The 15977-nt window shown below is 73.1% G+C and carries 13 protein-coding genes; 8 read left to right on the top strand and 5 right to left on the bottom strand.

Features of this window, described 5'->3' with window-relative positions:
• The first annotated feature begins 22 nt into the window (after window positions 1-22).
• Window positions 23-1252, top strand: coding sequence for a hypothetical protein (locus ACGFWI_RS30005; RefSeq protein ID WP_393909183.1), 1230 nt, complete (start codon window positions 23-25; stop codon window positions 1250-1252).
• 101 nt (window positions 1253-1353) lie between these two features.
• Here the strand turns inward: ACGFWI_RS30005 and ACGFWI_RS30000 are convergent, their stop codons facing one another.
• Window positions 1354-1959, bottom strand: a complete 606-nt coding sequence (locus tag ACGFWI_RS30000) for a DUF1453 domain-containing protein (RefSeq protein WP_393909182.1) — start codon at window positions 1957-1959, stop codon at window positions 1354-1356.
• 148 nt (window positions 1960-2107) lie between these two features.
• Here ACGFWI_RS30000 and ACGFWI_RS29995 point away from each other — a divergent pair, with 148 nt between their 5' ends.
• Window positions 2108-2728, top strand: coding sequence for a TetR/AcrR family transcriptional regulator (locus ACGFWI_RS29995; RefSeq protein ID WP_393909181.1), 621 nt, complete (start codon window positions 2108-2110; stop codon window positions 2726-2728).
• Window positions 2729-2744: 16 nt separating this feature from the next.
• Here ACGFWI_RS29995 and ACGFWI_RS29990 read toward each other — a convergent pair whose 3' ends face one another.
• On the bottom strand, window positions 2745-3887 hold the full coding sequence (locus ACGFWI_RS29990; protein WP_393909180.1) for an NADH-quinone oxidoreductase subunit D: 1143 nt from the start codon (window positions 3885-3887) through the stop codon (window positions 2745-2747).
• A gap of 44 nt (window positions 3888-3931) precedes the next feature.
• On the bottom strand, window positions 3932-4996 hold the full coding sequence (locus ACGFWI_RS29985; RefSeq protein ID WP_393909179.1) for an SAM-dependent methyltransferase: 1065 nt from the start codon (window positions 4994-4996) through the stop codon (window positions 3932-3934).
• A 173-nt stretch (window positions 4997-5169) separates the two neighbouring features.
• Between ACGFWI_RS29985 and ACGFWI_RS29980 the strand changes: the two genes are divergently transcribed.
• Together ACGFWI_RS29980 and ACGFWI_RS29975 are read left to right on the top strand one after the other, a co-directional pair.
• Complete coding sequence (locus tag ACGFWI_RS29980; RefSeq protein ID WP_393909178.1) at window positions 5170-6375, top strand: sensor histidine kinase; 1206 nt, start codon at window positions 5170-5172, stop codon at window positions 6373-6375.
• A gap of 121 nt (window positions 6376-6496) precedes the next feature.
• The gene (locus ACGFWI_RS29975) at window positions 6497-7180 is read left to right on the top strand and encodes a response regulator (RefSeq protein ID WP_393909177.1); all 684 of its coding nucleotides are present in this window, start codon (window positions 6497-6499) and stop codon (window positions 7178-7180) included.
• A gap of 118 nt (window positions 7181-7298) precedes the next feature.
• On the opposite strand, the gene ACGFWI_RS29970 is transcribed toward ACGFWI_RS29975, so the two are convergent.
• Both ACGFWI_RS29970 and ACGFWI_RS29965 read right to left on the bottom strand, forming a co-directional pair.
• The gene (locus tag ACGFWI_RS29970; protein ID WP_393909176.1) at window positions 7299-8408 is read right to left on the bottom strand and encodes a DUF5937 family protein; all 1110 of its coding nucleotides are present in this window, start codon (window positions 8406-8408) and stop codon (window positions 7299-7301) included.
• Between the two features lie 658 nt (window positions 8409-9066).
• Complete coding sequence (locus ACGFWI_RS29965) at window positions 9067-10194, bottom strand: threonine aldolase family protein (protein WP_393909249.1); 1128 nt, start codon at window positions 10192-10194, stop codon at window positions 9067-9069.
• A 409-nt stretch (window positions 10195-10603) separates the two neighbouring features.
• Here ACGFWI_RS29965 and ACGFWI_RS29960 point away from each other — a divergent pair, with 409 nt between their 5' ends.
• The 4 genes from ACGFWI_RS29960 (at window position 10604) to nadC (ending at window position 15972) form a co-directional block, all read left to right on the top strand.
• Complete coding sequence (locus tag ACGFWI_RS29960; RefSeq protein ID WP_393909175.1) at window positions 10604-11653, top strand: Rossmann-like and DUF2520 domain-containing protein; 1050 nt, start codon at window positions 10604-10606, stop codon at window positions 11651-11653.
• Entirely contained in the window at window positions 11650-12942 is a 1293-nt protein-coding gene (gene panC / locus ACGFWI_RS29955) for a pantoate--beta-alanine ligase (RefSeq protein WP_393909174.1), read from the top strand. The genes ACGFWI_RS29960 and panC overlap by 4 nt, the downstream gene beginning before the upstream one ends.
• Window positions 12939-14810 (top strand): L-aspartate oxidase, encoded by a 1872-nt coding sequence (locus ACGFWI_RS29950; RefSeq protein WP_393909173.1) that lies wholly within the window; start codon window positions 12939-12941, stop codon window positions 14808-14810. Before panC ends, ACGFWI_RS29950 begins: the two co-directional genes overlap by 4 nt.
• A gap of 139 nt (window positions 14811-14949) precedes the next feature.
• Window positions 14950-15972: a carboxylating nicotinate-nucleotide diphosphorylase gene (nadC, locus tag ACGFWI_RS29945; RefSeq protein ID WP_393909172.1), complete on the top strand. Its 1023-nt coding sequence runs from the start codon at window positions 14950-14952 to the stop codon at window positions 15970-15972.
• Window positions 15973-15977 lie beyond the last annotated feature (5 nt).

The raw sequence follows: 15977 nt of genomic DNA, 5'->3' as shown, positions 1-15977 counted from the left end.
CACGCACGGTAAGTTTCTGGCCATGCCACGAGGACGCCACCGCCATTCACCACCCCTCCACCGGCTGCTTCCTCCTGTGACGGTCGCCGGTGCGTCAATAGCCTGCGCCGCGGGCGCGTGGTTCGTCGGCGACGATCTGGTGCAACGGGTGCTCGCCGCGGGCGCGGCCGCCGCTGCCCTCACCGGCGCCGTCCTTCTGCGGTCCTGGGACCGTAAGGCCGGCCGGCGGGTCGCCGAACTCGACCGTGCCCGGGTGCGCGACGAGTGGCGCACCGAGGAGCGGATAGCCGAGCTCGAAACGGATGTGGAGGAATCCCGCGAGCACCGCGCCGCCCTGGACACCAAACTCCGCGCCAAGCGCGCTGAATTGGCCCGGCTGCGCAGCGAACATGCCGCGCTGCTGCGCCGTTACGCCACCGCCGAGACCGAGCGGGCCAGCGCCCTGGAGGGCCGCCGGCTGCTCGCCATCGAGGCCGCGGCCCCGCCCAAGGCGCTGCCGGCCGTCCGCCTCCCGGCCCGGCGCGAGCCCTCCGCGAACGGGGACGGCCCGGCCCCGGCCGCAGCGACCTACGCCCAGGCCGACCGGGCGCTGCGTCAACTGGCGCGCAACGCCGCCCGGCAGCGCACCGCCCAGAAGGCCGCACGGATGCCGCGGGACGGCGCCCGCACCGAAGGGGCCACCCGGTCCGGACCGGCCGCGGGCCGCGATGCCCGGGGTGGCCAGGACGGTGAGAACGGCCGGGGGAACCCGTCGGCGGCCGCCGTACAGCGCACGGGCGAAGCACATGCCCGTACGGCCGCCGCCGACGGACCCGCGCTCCGCCCGGTTCCGGCCACCGCCGCCGCCCTCGCACCGTCCCGCCCCGCCGCATCCCGCGCGCAGGGCGGCTTCGACTTCTTCGGCAGTGCGACCGCTTCCGGCCCCCGGGAGCTGACCGCGCCCCTGGAGGACGACCTGGCGGATGTCGTCGGCGACGAGGCCCTGGCCGAACAGTCGGCCCGTGCGCGGGCGCGTACGGCCCGCGCGGCCCGTACGGACGCCCGTCCGCAGCCGTCCACGGAAGGCGTCGCGGACGACGGCGAGCACACCCGCGGCGAGCCGGCGGACGGCGAGCCGTCGGACGGTGAGCCGTCGGACGGTGAGCAGGCCGCCGGCGAAACGACCGCAGGCACCGGCGAGGTCATCGACCTGACCGCGCACGACGAGACCGAGCAGTTCGAGCTCGGCGCGCTGCGCAGCGCCATCTCCTGACCCTGATCTGACAGCCGCCTGGACCCGGAGCGTTCATCGGCTCCGGGGCCAGGCGGCTTTCCGGCGATCGGCTCTCCGGCCGATCGGGGGGGACCGCACGGTCATGGGCGCCGGAAGTGCTGACCGGCCCCGGCCGTCCCCGCCTCCCGTTCCCTCCCGGCCAAGGTCGGGAGCGGCTTGTCGTCCACAGGGTGTGGATGACCTGCGCGGAGCCCGGACACCGCGTCCTGGATCCGGCGGCGTTCCGGGGCGAAGGGGGTGCCGCTCGCCAGGCCGCGGTAGCCGACGACGAGCGCCTCGCCCAGGAAGCTGACGCCGATGCCCAGTTGGATGGGGCGGGCGTCCTCATGCATCCCCATTTTCACCGCCAGCAGGCCGAAGCCCCCCATCACGAGCAGGGATATGAGGGCGACGACGAACGTACGGCCCGTATAGCGCTGCCAGAGGACGCCGTCCCGCTCGAACAGCCCGATGGTGGTACCGCGCAGCGCGCCGAGCGCACAGCCGAGAAGGGCGCCGGCGGCGGCCCAGGCGATATCGGTGCCGGTCAGTTTCTCGGCCTTGGCCAGGGCGAAGACGCCGAGGGTGACGAGAACGACCGGTGGCGCGAACAGATCGCGGGCGTTGAGTGGTTCACCCCGCAGCCGTTTGATGACCACGGCGATGAGGGCGACGAGGATGATCGCCGCGAGCAGCCAGCCGTTCATGGTTCCCCCAGGTATGCGGTGAGTTGTCGGTGCGGTCTGCGGTGCGCGTGCGCGGTGTGCGGACACGGCAGGACGGCGGCCGAAGCCGCGATGTTTTAGCTCAACCGTGCCAAATACCAATTTAGCTCGGGCGTGCCATAATCGCAATATGCCGAAGATCGTCGATCCCCAGGCCCGCCGCCGCACCGTCGCCGAGGCCGTACTCCGCGTGGTGTGCCGAGAGGGAGTGGAGGGCGCGTCGCTCCGTAACGTCGCCGACGAGGCGGGGCTGGCCATCGGATCGGTCCGCCACTACTTCAGCGACCACGACGAAGTGATGATCTTCGCGATGTCGGAGCTGAGCGCCCGCATCGAGTACCGCGTGGGGAGCCATGCCGAGCGGCTGCTCGACCCCGAGGCGGCAGGCGAGCGCGCCGCCCGTGCGGAGGAGCTGCTCGCCGAGTTCCTGCCGCTGGACGACGAGCGGCGGGAAGAGGGCATGCTCTGGCAGGCGTTCACGAACGCGGCCCGTACGCGCCCCGAACTCCGGCCGCACGCGGTCGAGCTGGAGGCCGGTATGCGGGCCTTGCTGATGCGGATGCTGCGCGGCGGTCAGGAGGCCGGCAGCCTGCCGGACGATCTCGACCTGGAGCTGGAGACGCTACGGCTGTCGGCCCTGCTCGACGGCCTCACCCTCCAGGCGACGCTGGAACCGGAACGCCTCACACCGGACATACTCCGGAACGTCCTGCGCCGCCATCTGCAGACCCTCCGCCAGGACGGACCGTAAGAGCCGCGCGCCCCGCCTACTTGTCGATGTCCCCGACGACGAAGAAGAACGAGCCGAGAATGGCGACCATATCGGCGACCAGCGTGCCCGGCAGCAGCTCCACCAGCGCCTGGATGTTGTTGAACGACGCCGAGCGCAGCTTGAGGCGGTAGGGGGTCTTGTCGCCCTTGGAGACGAGGTAGTAGCCGTTGATGCCCAGGGGGTTCTCGGTCCAGGCGTACGTCGCGCCCTCGGGAGCCTTCAACACCTTCGGCAGCCGCTGATTGATCGGCCCCGGGGGCAGCTCCGCGATCCGGTCCAGGCAGGCATCGGCGAGATCGAGCGCATTGTGGCTCTGCTCCAGCAGGCATTCGAAGCGCGCCAGACAGTCGCCCTCCTCGCGGGTGACGACCTTGAGCGTGGACTGCAGCTCCCCGTAGGCGAGATACGGCTCGTCGCGCCGCAGATCGAAGTCCACACCGGAGGCCCGGGCGATGGGCCCGGAGACGCCGAACCCGTGCACCGTCTCCGGCGCGAGCACACCCACCCCGCGGGTGCGGCCACGGAAGATCTCGTTGCCCAGGACCAGATTGTCGAAGACATCCATCCGGGAGCGCACGTCGGCGACGGCGTGCCGGGCCCGGCCGAGCCAGCCCGCCGGCAGGTCCTCCTTGAGGCCGCCGACGCGGTTGAACATGTAGTGCATCCGGCCGCCGGAGATCTCCTCCATGACGGACTGGAGCTCCTCCCGCTCACGGAAGGCGTGGAAGACGGGGGTGATGCCGCCGAGCTCCAGGGGGTACGAGCCGAGGAACATCAGATGGTTCAGCACCCGGTTCAGCTCGGCGAGCAGCGTCCGCATCCACACGGCGCGCTCCGGCACCTCCATGCCCAGCATCCGCTCGACGGCCAGCACCACGCCCAGCTCGTTGGAGAACGCCGACAGCCAGTCGTGCCGGTTGGCGAGCATGATGATCTGGCGGTAGTCGCGCGCCTCGAAGAGCTTCTCGGCGCCGCGGTGCATATAGCCGATCACCGGCTCGGCGTGCTGGATGCGCTCGCCGTCCAGGACGAGGCGCAGCCGCAGCACGCCGTGCGTCGAGGGATGCTGCGGGCCGATGTTCAGCACCATGTCGGTGCTCTCCGCCGCGCCGCCGATGCCGACCGTCGTCTCCGTCATGGGAACAGTCTTGCAGCATGCCGTGGCGGGAGCCGCCCTGGCCCTCAGGCGGCGCCCCCTGCCCCGAGCAGGCCCGCACACGCCTCGCCCACCGGCTCCAGGAGCCATCCGAAGCCGCCGAGGCCCGCCGGATCGGTCAGCTCCGTCGCCGACCCGGCCGCGCTCAGGGCCCGCACGTACCCGGCAGGGTCGGTGACGGCCAGGGCGAGCGGCGGACGCCGGCCGTCCACCCCCAGGGCGTGCAGCGCCGCGCGCTGGGTCAGCCGCTGTGCCGACGGCCCGGCGCAGGCGTCCAGCGCCACATGCGCCGTGATGTCGCAGTTGCCGTCCGGAACGGGAGCGACCTCGCGGCCGTCACGGAAGCCGGTGAGGGTGCCGAACGGCGGGCGATCACCCTGCTCGTGCGCATAGTCGGCGGCGACGGCGAGCCCCGCGCGCAGTGTGCGGACGGCCCGCGCCCAGGCCTCGTCCCGGGGCCGGCCGATCTCGGCGCGCAGGCCGGGGGAGGGGACATCGGACCGGGAGGCGGCATCGGACCGGGAGGCGGCGTCCGGGGCCGACAGGGGTGCCCACCACCGGCGGAGCCACTCCGCGTCCGCGCCGTCCACCGGCCCGCCCAGCCGCTCCGTGCCGTCGGCACGTACGAGAACCCGGTGCGGCACCCCGTCCGCATCCGTCTCGACGACATCCACCGGCACATTGTCGAGCCATTCGTTCGCGAACAGCAGGCCGGTGACCGAGCCCGGGGCTGGCAGCTCGCCCCGCCAGCCGATCCGCGGATCGAGGCCCTGGGGACGCGCGGCGCGCTCGACCGCGTACGGGCGCAGCCGCGCGGTCACCTCGTCGGGCAGCGCGGCCAGCACACCGGTCAGCAGCTCACCGCGCCCCGCGCCCACATCGACCAGCGCCAGCTCGTCCGGATGACCGAGAGCGGTGTCGACGCGGCACAGGAGCGTGGCGACGGCGCCGGCGTAGAGGGGGGAGACATGCACGGAGGTACGGAAGTGACCGGCCGGACCGGGGCCCCCGGGGCGCATGTAGAAGCCGTCGTCCGGACCGTACAGCGCCCGCTCCGTGGCCTCGCGCCACCCGCACCACTCGTTCGTCACCTGCCCCACGGTACGGGCGGGCGCCGCCCCGGCGGACGGGGTGGTGGTATGGGCCGTCCCCCGTTCCGACACATTTGGCGCATGGAGTCTCCACCTTGGGGAGTAGGCCCGGCGTACAGGATCGCTCCTCCGGTTGACTCGTACACGTATCCGCGGTGCCTACGCTGGGTTACGTGCAGCGCCTCTATGACTTCCTCCGCAGGCATCCGACGGGAGTGGACACCTTCTGGGCCGTCCCCCTGCTCGGGCTCAGCGGGCTGTGGGTGGCGAGCGACGTCGGAGGCGGCTCGCAGATCATCGCCGCGATCTTCGCGGTCGGCCTGTGCCTCGTCATGGCGCTCCGCCGCAAGGCCCCCGTGAAAATGCTGCTGCTGACGGCGGCCATCGGCGCCGGCCAGCTGCTCTGCGGCATCCAGACCATGCCCGCCGACTTCGCGATGTTCGTGATCACCTACACCGTCGCGTCCGGACCCACCATCCCCCGCTGGGCCTCGCGCTGCGCCCTCGCCGGCGCCGTCTTCGGCCCCGCCCTCTCCGCCGTGCGCTTCAAGGACGCATTCAGCGAGCGGACGATAGGCGGCAGCCTGTTCGTCACCGTGCTGCTCACCGTGCCCTTCGTCCTGGCCTGGGTGCTCGGCGACTCCATGCGCACCCGCCGCGCCTACTGGGCCCAGCTGGAGGAGCGGGCCGCCCGGCTGGAGAAGGAGCGCGAGGCACAGGCCCGGATCGCGGTCGCGGCCGAGCGCGCCCGTATCGCCCGCGAGCTGCACGATGTCGTCGCCCACAACGTTTCGGTGATGGTCGTCCAGGCCGACGGCGCCGCATACGTCCTCGATGCCGCGCCCGAACAGACCCGGCAGGCCCTGGAGACGATCTCCGGCACGGGACGCCAGGCGCTGGCCGAGATGCGCCGGCTGCTGGGCGTCCTGCGCACCGGCGAACAGCCCGAGGGCGGTGAATACGTCCCCCAGCCGGGCGTGGACCAGCTCAGCGACCTCATGGAGCAGGTGCGCGGCGCAGGACTGCCGGTCGACTTCCATGTCGAGGGCGAGCCGCGGGAGCTGCCCAGCAGCGTCGAACTCACCGCGTACCGCATCGTCCAGGAGGCGCTCACCAACACCCGCAAACACGGCGGCCCCGACGTCGCCGCGACCGTCCGCCTCTCCTACAAGGACGACGATCTCGATCTGCTCATCGAGGACGACGGACGAGGCGCGCAGCGCGAGCTCTACGAGGAGGGCGGCGCGGACGGCCTCGGCCACGGCCTGATCGGGATGCGCGAGCGGGTCGGCATGGTCGGCGGCACCCTGGCCGCCGGGCCGCGGCCGGGGGGCGGCTTCCGGGTCAGTGCTGTCCTGCCGCTCAAACCGGTGCGGTGAGCAGGGCGGTCGGGCCGGCGCCGAGGCCGGCCGGCCCGGCGGCGCGCACCCAGGAATCCGGCCCGCCGCGCTGCACCCCGTACGCTCAGCCCCCACTCCTGCACGAAAGGGATCCCCTGCCATGACCATCCGTGTGATGCTCGTCGACGACCAGGTGCTGCTGCGCACCGGTTTCCGGATGGTGCTGGCCGCGCAGCCCGATATGGAGGTCGTCGCGGAGGCCGGTAACGGCGTGGAAGCCCTGGAGGTGCTGCGCGCCACCCAGGTCGACGTGATCCTCATGGACGTCCGTATGCCGCATCTGGACGGTGTGGAGGCCACCCGCCGGATCTGTGAGGGCGGGCAGAAGGAAGGCGCCCCGAAGGTCCTCATCCTGACCACCTTCGACCTGGACGAATATGCCTTCTCCGCGCTGAAGGCCGGGGCCAGCGGCTTCATGCTCAAGGACGTGCCGCCCAGCGAACTCCTCGCCGCGATCCGGGCGGTGGAGAGCGGCGACGCGGTTGTCGCCCCGTCCACCACCCGCCGGCTCCTCGACCGCTTCACCCCGATGCTGCCCGCCACCTCCGCCGAGCCGTCCCGGCCCGAGCTGGAACGGCTGACGGAGCGCGAGCGGGAGGTGCTGCTGCTGGTCGCCCAGGGGCTGTCGAACGGTGAGATCGCGGCGCGGCTGGTGCTGTCGGAGGCGACCGTCAAGACCCATGTGGGCCGCATCCTGACCAAGTTGAGCCTGCGGGACCGGGTCCAGGCGGTGGTACTCGCGTATGAGACGGGGCTGGTGCGGGCCGGGGGAGCGGGGGCGTAGGGAGCGGGCGCGACGGGGGACCCTCCTCCACGTCGTACGCCCTCAGCGCGAACTGCCTTCTACTGCGCCTTCCGAACGGCGCGCCCGCAACGCAGTACGCCTGCAACCCACTACGCCCTCAACGCAGTACGCCCTCAAGGAAGTCGCTGCCCAGCCGGGCCACCACCTGGAGGTCCAGCTGGTGCAGCACATAGCGCCCGCGCCGCCGCGTCTGGATCAGCCCGGCCTTCTTCAGCGTGGCGACATGCCGCGACACCTCCGGCGAGGTGATGCCGAACGCGTTCGCCAGCTCCCCCGTCGTATGCGGCCCTCGTGACAGCGTCCGGCACAGCTGCATCCGCATCGGGTGGCTCAGCGCCTCCAGCCGCTGCTGGACGAGTTCCAGCGCGGCAGGCGCCGGCAACTCCGGCCCGGCGACCGGGTACTGGAGCACGGGGCGCCAGCCCGGGGCATGGCTGAACACCAGATGCGGCCAGCCGAACGACGTCGGCAGGAAGGTGACGCCCGGATCCGCTGCGCTCGCGAAGGCCGTCGTACGTCCCCGGGCAAGTTTGTCGACCAGAATGCGGCTACTGCCGCTGCCGTCCTGCGCATCCTCCAGGGACAACGCCTTCGACGTCGCGGACAGCGTCTCGGCCAGGCCCTTGTGGCGCAGCAACTCGGTCTTGTGCCGGGCATCGGCCGCCAGCTGGATGCCCACCCGGCGCCAGATGTCCCCGAAGAACGCCTCCTCGCAGTCCTCGAACAGGCGGCGCAGCCATACCCGCAGGCCGTCGGGGTCGGTGAGCATCCGGTCGGTGAAGGCCGCCTGCCGCGGGCCGCGCGCGGCGGCCATCTCCCGTACCCGCGCCCGCTCGTCCGCGTCGACCAGGGGCGAGGGGGTGGGGCGGGTGTAGCTCGCCGAGCAGCTGATCTCGAATGCGGCGGCCACGAACCGCTCATCGTCGATCCGGTCCAGCTCGTCCAAGTCCTCGGCCAGGCTCGCCCCGGGGCGGGCGGGCAGCAGGATGTCGGAACGGGCGGACCGCCACAGGAAGTCCGCCTCGCACAGCCGGTCGGCGAGGTCGGTCTTCAGCGCCGCGTTGGTGGCGGTGACCCAGCCGTGCAGCCCGGGGTGGTGGCCCGGCTCGGAGAGCGCATGCAGCGCGGCCCCCAGCTCCGCCAACGGGGACGGGGAGAAGACGAGGCGCTCCTGCGGCAGCCCGGTGATGTCGATGACGTTGGCCATACGCCCATCATGCGCGAGGCCGCCACCTGCACGGACGTCGATTGACGGCTCCCGTCAATCGACGGGCCACGGGCCACGGCACCGCCCCACAGTGAGGGACATGAACGCAGCTCAGCAGCACCTCCTCGACGCCTACCGGGCCGCCCAGCGAGGCGAAGCCGCCCCACCCGCCCCGGGCACCCACACCGTCCGCACCGCGCGGGAGATCCAGCAATGGCGCCGCTTCCAAGCTGTCGTCACGGGGCCCGCGGAGCGGCTTGGGGGGCGTGTGCGGCGGGGGGCGCGGTCGGCTGCTGCGGCTTTGTTCGGCCTTCCCCGCCGTCCCCTCCCCCCGCCCCGCCCCACCCCGCCCCAACCCTCCGCGCCCACCTCAGCCCAAGCCCCGGCGCCCACCCCCGCCGACCGCCCCGGCGTCACCCCTCGGCCCGCGCCGAGGCTTCACTCCGACGCAAGGCCGTAGCCCGCGCCGGGCCGACGCCGAGCCTGTGCCCCGCTGTAAGGCCCTAGCCGGTGCCGAGCCGGTGCCGGGCCAGCGCCCAGCCTGAGCCTCGCTGTAAGGCCGTAGCCCGCGCCGAGCCTGAGGAGCCCGTGCCGAGCCCGCCCCGAGCCCGAGCCCCGCTCTCCGGAATCTCCGGTCCGTTGTCCTGGCCCTCACCCCTCACCCCTCAACGCGGCCCACGAACTCCACGAACTCCCTGACGGCAGCCCGCACTTCGCCCTCTTTCCAGTCCATGGCGGACGCGGCAACCGTCACCTCTGTCAGTGCCACCCCGGGCGGTCCGGCCGGGGTGGGCTCGAACCATCTCTGGAACAGCGCCGTCCCGGTTTCCCCCGCCTGGCGCACGGCGGCCTCGTCGAGCAGCGCGGGCGGGTGCGGCAGCCACACCTGGAACTGATGGGTGTGCGGCTCCTCCGGGTGCACCCTGAACCACGGGACACCGGCCTCGGCCAGGCCCTCGCCCAGCGCGCGGGCCACCACCTTCGCCTGGGCCACGTACTCCGGCAGTCGTGGCAGCTCACGGTCCAGGCCGATCAGGGCGGCCAGCGCGGCCGGCCACTGCTGGAACAGCTGGCCGCCGTAGCGGTGCCGCCAGGTCCGCGCTTCCTCGATGAAGTCCTCGCTGCCCGCGAGCGCGGCGCCCGATATGCCGTCCAGCGACTTGTAGAAGGAGACGTACACGCTGTCCGCGAGGGCCGCGATCTCCGGGAGCGTACGACCGAAGTGCGGGCCGCACTCCCACAGTCGCGCGCCGTCGAAGTGCACCACCGCATCACGATCCCGCGCCGCCGCCACCACCGCCGTCAACTCGTCCCACGACGGCAGTACGAATCCGGCGTTCCGGAGCGGGAGTTCGAGTGCGAGGGCGCCGAACGGCTCCGCCAGGTCGTAGACCTCCCCGGCGGTCGGCAGCCGCGGAGCGTTCGTCGGATGCACCATGCGCAGCCCGCTGACCACCGCATAGGCGTCGCGCTCGTGCACCTCAAGATGCGACAGCCGATGGCCGGCGACCGTCGCGTTGCCCGTACGCCCCGCCCAGCAGCGCAGCGCCACCTGCTGGGCCATCGTGCCGGTCGGGAAGAAGGCGGCGGCCTCGGTGCCCAGGGTGTCGGCGGTCCGGCGTTCCAGCTCGCCGATCATGCCGTCGTCGTTGCCGTAGAAGTCAGGCCGGTTGTCCAGGTCGTAGACGGCCGGAGCGTCGGCCACCAAGCGGTCCAGCCGCTCGCGGATCGTCTCCAGGAATGCGTCTCCCGGCAGCCTGCGCTCCGCGCCGCGCAAGGCAGCCAGTCTCCGCGCCCGCTCGGCCGCCGCGGCACTCGCCTCCGCAGGAGCGACACCCGAGGCGCCTCCGGAGGCCCCGCTCGCACCGTCCGGCGCCGCCCCGCTCGAAGCGTCATCGGAACGACGACCCGCATCGCCACCCGACGCTTCTCGCGAACCCGCGTCCGTGACGCCTTCGTCCGCTTCCCTGATGCGCTTCACGTGGCCCCCTGGCTGCTGTTTCTCGCACGACTTGGGTGCGTCGCTGCACCGAGCATGGCTCAGGCCCGCGCTGAACCGCGACCCCTGTGGATAACTCGTGTGAGACCCCCGTCTCACCTTCCGTACAGCTCTGAAGGCCGCCGGAAACACTCGCGTAGCATGGCCAGGAATCGTCCGGTACCCCCCGCGGACTGGAACGGAAGGCCATCGCCGCGTGAATGCAATGCCACCCATCGAGGCCCAGGACCGCCCCGCCCGGCTCACCGTCGGAGTCGTCGGCGCGGGTCGTGTCGGGCCCGCCCTCGCCGCTTCCTTGCAGCTCGCAGGGCATCGCCCGGTCGCCGTGTCGGGCGTCTCCGACGCCTCCGTACGACGCGCCGCCGAGCTGCTGCCCGACGTCCCGCTGGTCACCCCGGCCGAGGTGCTCGCCCGCGCCGACCTCGTTCTGCTGACCGTCCCCGACGACGCCCTGGCGGACCTGGTGAGCGGCCTCGCCGAGACCGGCGCCGTACGGCCCGGCCAGCTGCTGGTGCACACCTCGGGCCGGTACGGAACCGCTGTGCTGGACCCGGCCACCCGCGCCGGCGCCCTGCCACTCGCCCTGCATCCGGCCATGACGTTCACCGGCACCTCCGTGGACGTCCAGCGGCTGGCCGGCTGCTCGTTCGGTGTGACCTCGCCGGACGAGCTGCGGATGGCCGCCGAAGCGCTGGTCATCGAGATGGGCGGGGAGCCCGAGTGGATCGCGGAATCAGCGCGTCCGCTCTACCACGCGGCGCTCGCCATCGGCGCAAACCACCTGGTCACGCTCGTGGCCCAGTCGATGGAGCTGCTGCGGGACGCGGGTGTGCAGGCACCGGACCGGATGCTGGGGCCACTGCTCGGCGCCGCCCTGGACAACGCCCTGCGGTCCGGTGACGCGGCGCTGACCGGCCCGGTCGCACGGGGCGACGCCGGCACGGTCGCCGCCCATATCGCGGAGCTCCGCCGGCATGCGCCGCAGAGTGTCGCCGGGTATGTCGCCATGGCCCGTACGACCGCGGACCGGGCCATGGACCACGGTCTGCTGAAGCCGGAACTGGCCGAGGACCTGCTCGATGTGCTCGCCGACTCCGGCGACGGCCCCGGGCCCGCACCGGGCACCTCCGCCCACGACGGCCCAGGCCCGAACCGCGACGCCCCCGGCCCGGACCCCGACAGCCCCGGCCAGGCCCCCGACGACCCTGACGCCCCCGACCACGGTCCCGAGGGAGGCGACCGATGACCTCCTCGCCGCTGAGCCCGGACCCGGACCAGCCCGTGGACCCGAGCGACCAGGCCCGGCCCGTGGACCCGAGCCACCACGCCCGGTCCGTCGGCGCGAGCCGCCCCGCCCACCTCGTCCACACCGCCGCCGCCCTCCGCGACCTGCCCCGCCGCGCCGGCTCCCGCGCCGTCGTCATGACCATGGGCGCACTGCACGAGGGCCACGCCACCTTGATCCGCGCCGCCCGTAGCCGGGTCGGCCCGCAGGGCCAGGTCGTCGTCACGGTCTTCGTCAATCCGCTGCAGTTCGGCGCCGGGGAGGACCTGGACCGCTATCCGCGCACCCTGGACGCGGATGCCGAGCTGGCGACCGCGGCGGGCGCGGATGCGGTCTTCGCCCCGTCCGTCGACGAGGTCTACCCGGGCGGCGAACCGCAGATCCGGATCGCCGCGGGCCCCATGGGCACGCTCCTGGAAGGCGCCAGCCGCCCCGGCCACTTCGACGGCGTACTGACCGTCGTCGCCAAGCTGCTGCATCTGACGGCGCCGGACCTCGCCTTCTTCGGGCAGAAGGACGCCCAGCAGCTCGCGGTCATCACGCGAATGGCCGCTGACCTCAACTTCCCTGTCGAGATCATCGGGGTCCCCACGGTGCGCGAGGAGGACGGCCTCGCCCTCTCCAGCCGCAACCGCTACCTCTCGGCCCCGGAGCGGAGCACCGCGCTCGCGCTGTCGGCGGCGCTGTTCGCGGCCCGCGACCGGCTCGCCGCCGAGGAGGCGCTGCGCGCCCGCGCCGCCTCCGTGGGCCACGCGGCACAGCACCGTTCCGCGGCCCTGGCCGCCCTCGGCGAGGACCGGGCCGCCGCCGACGCACACGCCGTCGCCTACGCCGCCGCAGGACCCCTGCTCGGTCCGTCCGTGGCCCGGGCCGCGGCCCGCGCGGTGCTGGAGGACGCGGCCCGCCTGTACCCGCCGCTCACCCTGGACTACCTGGCGCTGGTCGACCCGTCCGATTTCACCGAGATCCCGGACGGGTACGAGGGCGAGGCCATCCTCGCGGTCGCCGCCAAGGTCGGCGGCACGCGACTCATCGACAACATCCGTCTCGTCTTCAGAGCCGGACGACCGGAGGCGACGGCCGCCCACCAGGACGGCACCACCACGCAGGACGGCACCACCACGGACGCCGCGGCCGCAGCCACTTCCGCCGCTTCCGCTCCCTCCGTCACCTCCACGACACACGCAGCACTCGCCACACCCGCCACACCCCCAACCACCCCCCAAGGCCCCCTCGGAGCGACCCGATGACCGCCACCGGAACAGGCACCGGCCCCGCCCCCGCATCGGGCACCGGCATACGCCTGAACGCCCCCGCCCCCGGCTGGTCCATCGAAGCGGATGTCGTGGTCGTGGGCTCCGGGGTGGCCGGGCTGACCGCCGCGCTGCGCTGCGCCGCGGCCGGCCGCCGCACCGTCGTCGTCACCAAGGCCCGCCTGGACGACGGCTCCACGCGCTGGGCGCAGGGCGGTATCGCGGCGGCGCTCGGCGACGGCGACACCCCGGAGCAGCATCTGGCCGACACCCTCGTGGCAGGCGCCGGACTGTGCGACGAGACGGCCGTACGGACCCTGGTCACCGAGGGCCCGGACGCCGTGCACCGCCTGATCCGCACCGGTGCCCGCTTCGACACCGACCCCGGCAGCGAAGAGATAGCGCTCACCCGCGAAGGCGGCCACCACCGCCGCCGTATCGCGCACGCCGGCGGTGACGCCACCGGGGCCGAGATCTCCCGCGCGCTCGTCGAGGCGGTCCGCGCCGCCGGGCTGCGCACCGTCGAGAACGCACTCGTCCTCGACCTGCTCACGGACGACAACGGCCATACGTCCGGCGTCACCCTGCACGTCATGGGGGAGGGCCAGCACGACGGTGTCGGGGCCGTACACGCCCCGGCGGTGGTGCTCGCCACCGGGGGCATGGGGCAGGTCTTCTCCGCGACGACCAACCCGGCGGTCTCCACCGGCGACGGGGTGGCCCTGGCGTTGCGCGCCGGCGCGGAGGTCTCCGACCTGGAATTCGTCCAATTCCACCCCACCGTCCTGTATTTGGGCCCGGAAGCGGAGGGCCAGCAGCCGCTGATCTCCGAGGCCGTACGGGGCGAGGGCGCACACCTCGTCGACGCCGACGGCACCCGCTTCATGGCCGGCCGGCATGAACTCGCCGAGCTCGCGCCGCGCGACATCGTCGCCAAGGCGATCATGAGCCGGGCGCACGAACAGGGCGTCGAGCACATGTATTTGGACGGCCGGCACTTCGGCGCGCAGATGTGGGAGAACCGCTTTCCGACCATTCTCGCCGCCTGCCGCAGCCATGGCATCGACCCGGTCACCGAGCCGATACCGGTCGCCCCGGCCGCGCACTACGCCTCCGGCGGCGTACGCACCGATCTGCGCGGGCGCACCACGGTCCCGGGCCTCTACGCATGCGGCGAGGTCGCCTGCACCGGCGTCCACGGCGCCAACCGGCTCGCCTCCAACTCCCTCCTGGAGGGCCTGGTCTTCGCGGAGCGGATCGCTTCGGACATCGCTTCGGGCATCACCTCGGACATTGCTCGGGACGTCGCCGCGAGCGGCGCCCCGGACGGCCCGGCGACCGCCGCGCCCGTGAACCAGGACGGCAATGCCGCGGACGGCTCCGCAAGCCCCGCCCCGGCGTCGGCCCCATCCGCTCCGTCCGCCCCCCGCACCACCCTTCCGCTTCTCGCCCCCGAGACCCGTACCGCCGTGCAGCGGATCATGACCGCCGGAGCCGGCGTGCTGCGCAGCGCCGAGAGCCTCGCCCGTGCCGCCGCCGAACTGGACCGCCTCCACCGAGAGGCGGCCGGGGTCGTCGCAGGGAGCACCGGGAGCAGCGAAACCCCCGCCGAACGTGCTGAACGCAAGTCCCCCGAGCCCGGCGTGGAAGCCTGGGAGGCCACCAACCTCCTGTGCGTCGCCCGGGTGCTGGTCGCCGCGGCACAGCGCCGTGCGGAGACCCGCGGCTGCCATTGGCGCGAGGACCACCCGGACCGGGACGATGCTTCCTGGCGCCGGCACTTCCGCATCACCCTGGATGCGGACCGCGCGCTGACCCTCCGGACGACGGCGACCCACGACTTCCCGCCGACCACGGCCCCCTGACCACCGATCCGCCGATGACTGCCTGTCCCCCGATGACCGCCGGTCCACCGACGACCACCGGACCGTCGATCCCCCCGCCCGCCAAGACGGACCCCCGCAACCCCCCGCCCCACCCCTTCCCGAATACGGAGCCCAGCCCGTGAGCAGCACCCGCGACGACCTCCCCCTCCTCCAGATCGGCGGGCCCACCGGCGGCGCCTCCGCCGAAGGCTGCGGCGACGGCTGCGGCTGCAGCGGCGGCGAGGAGGGCGCGTACGAGCTCGACCCGCTGACCTGCGGCCTCGACCCCGACCTGGCCGCGCTCCTGGTGGCCGCCGGGCTCGACCCCGTACAGGTCGAGGACATCGCGCACCTCGCCATCGAGGAGGACCTCGACCAGGGCGTGGACATCACGACCGTGGCCACCGTTCCCGAGGACGCGGTCGCCACCGGCGACTTCACGGCCCGTGAGGCCGGAACGGTCGCCGGGCTGCGGATCGCCGAGGCGGTGCTGTCCATCGTGTGCACCGACGAGTTCGCGGTCGAGCGGCATGTCGAGGACGGCGACCGGGTCGCGGCCGGCACCCCGCTGCTGAGCGTCACCACCCGCACCCGCGATCTGCTCACCGCCGAACGCAGCGCGCTGAACATCATGTGCCGCCTGTCGGGCATCGCGACCACGACCCGGGCCTGGTCCGATGTGCTCGACGGGACGAAGGCCGAGGTCCGTGACACCCGCAAGACGACGCCGGGGCTGCGCGCCCTGGAGAAGTTCGCGGTGCGCTGCGGCGGCGGCGTCAACCACCGGATGTCGCTGTCGGACGCGGCGCTGATCAAGGACAACCACGTGGTCGCGGCGGGCGGCATCGCCGCGGCGTTCACGGCCGTACGGGCCGAGTTCCCCGGTGTGCCGATCGAGGTGGAGGTCGACCGGATCGACCAGATCCCGCCGATCCTCGCCGAGGGCGCCGATCTGATCCTGCTGGACAACTTCACCCCGGAGCAGACCCGCGAGGCCGTGGAGCTGGTCGCCGGGCGCGCCATGCTGGAGTCGTCGGGCCGGCTGACGCTCGACAACGCCCGCACCTACGCCGAGACCGGCGTCGACTACCTCGCGGTGGGAGCGCTCACGCACTCCTCCCCGATCCTCGACATCGGCCTCGACCTGCGCGAGGACAGCTGACCGCC

This window comes from Streptomyces sp. NPDC048434 (genome assembly GCF_043200375.1).
Lineage (GTDB): Bacteria > Actinomycetota > Actinomycetes > Streptomycetales > Streptomycetaceae > Streptomyces.
This window is presented reverse-complemented; position numbering and strand designations above follow the sequence as displayed.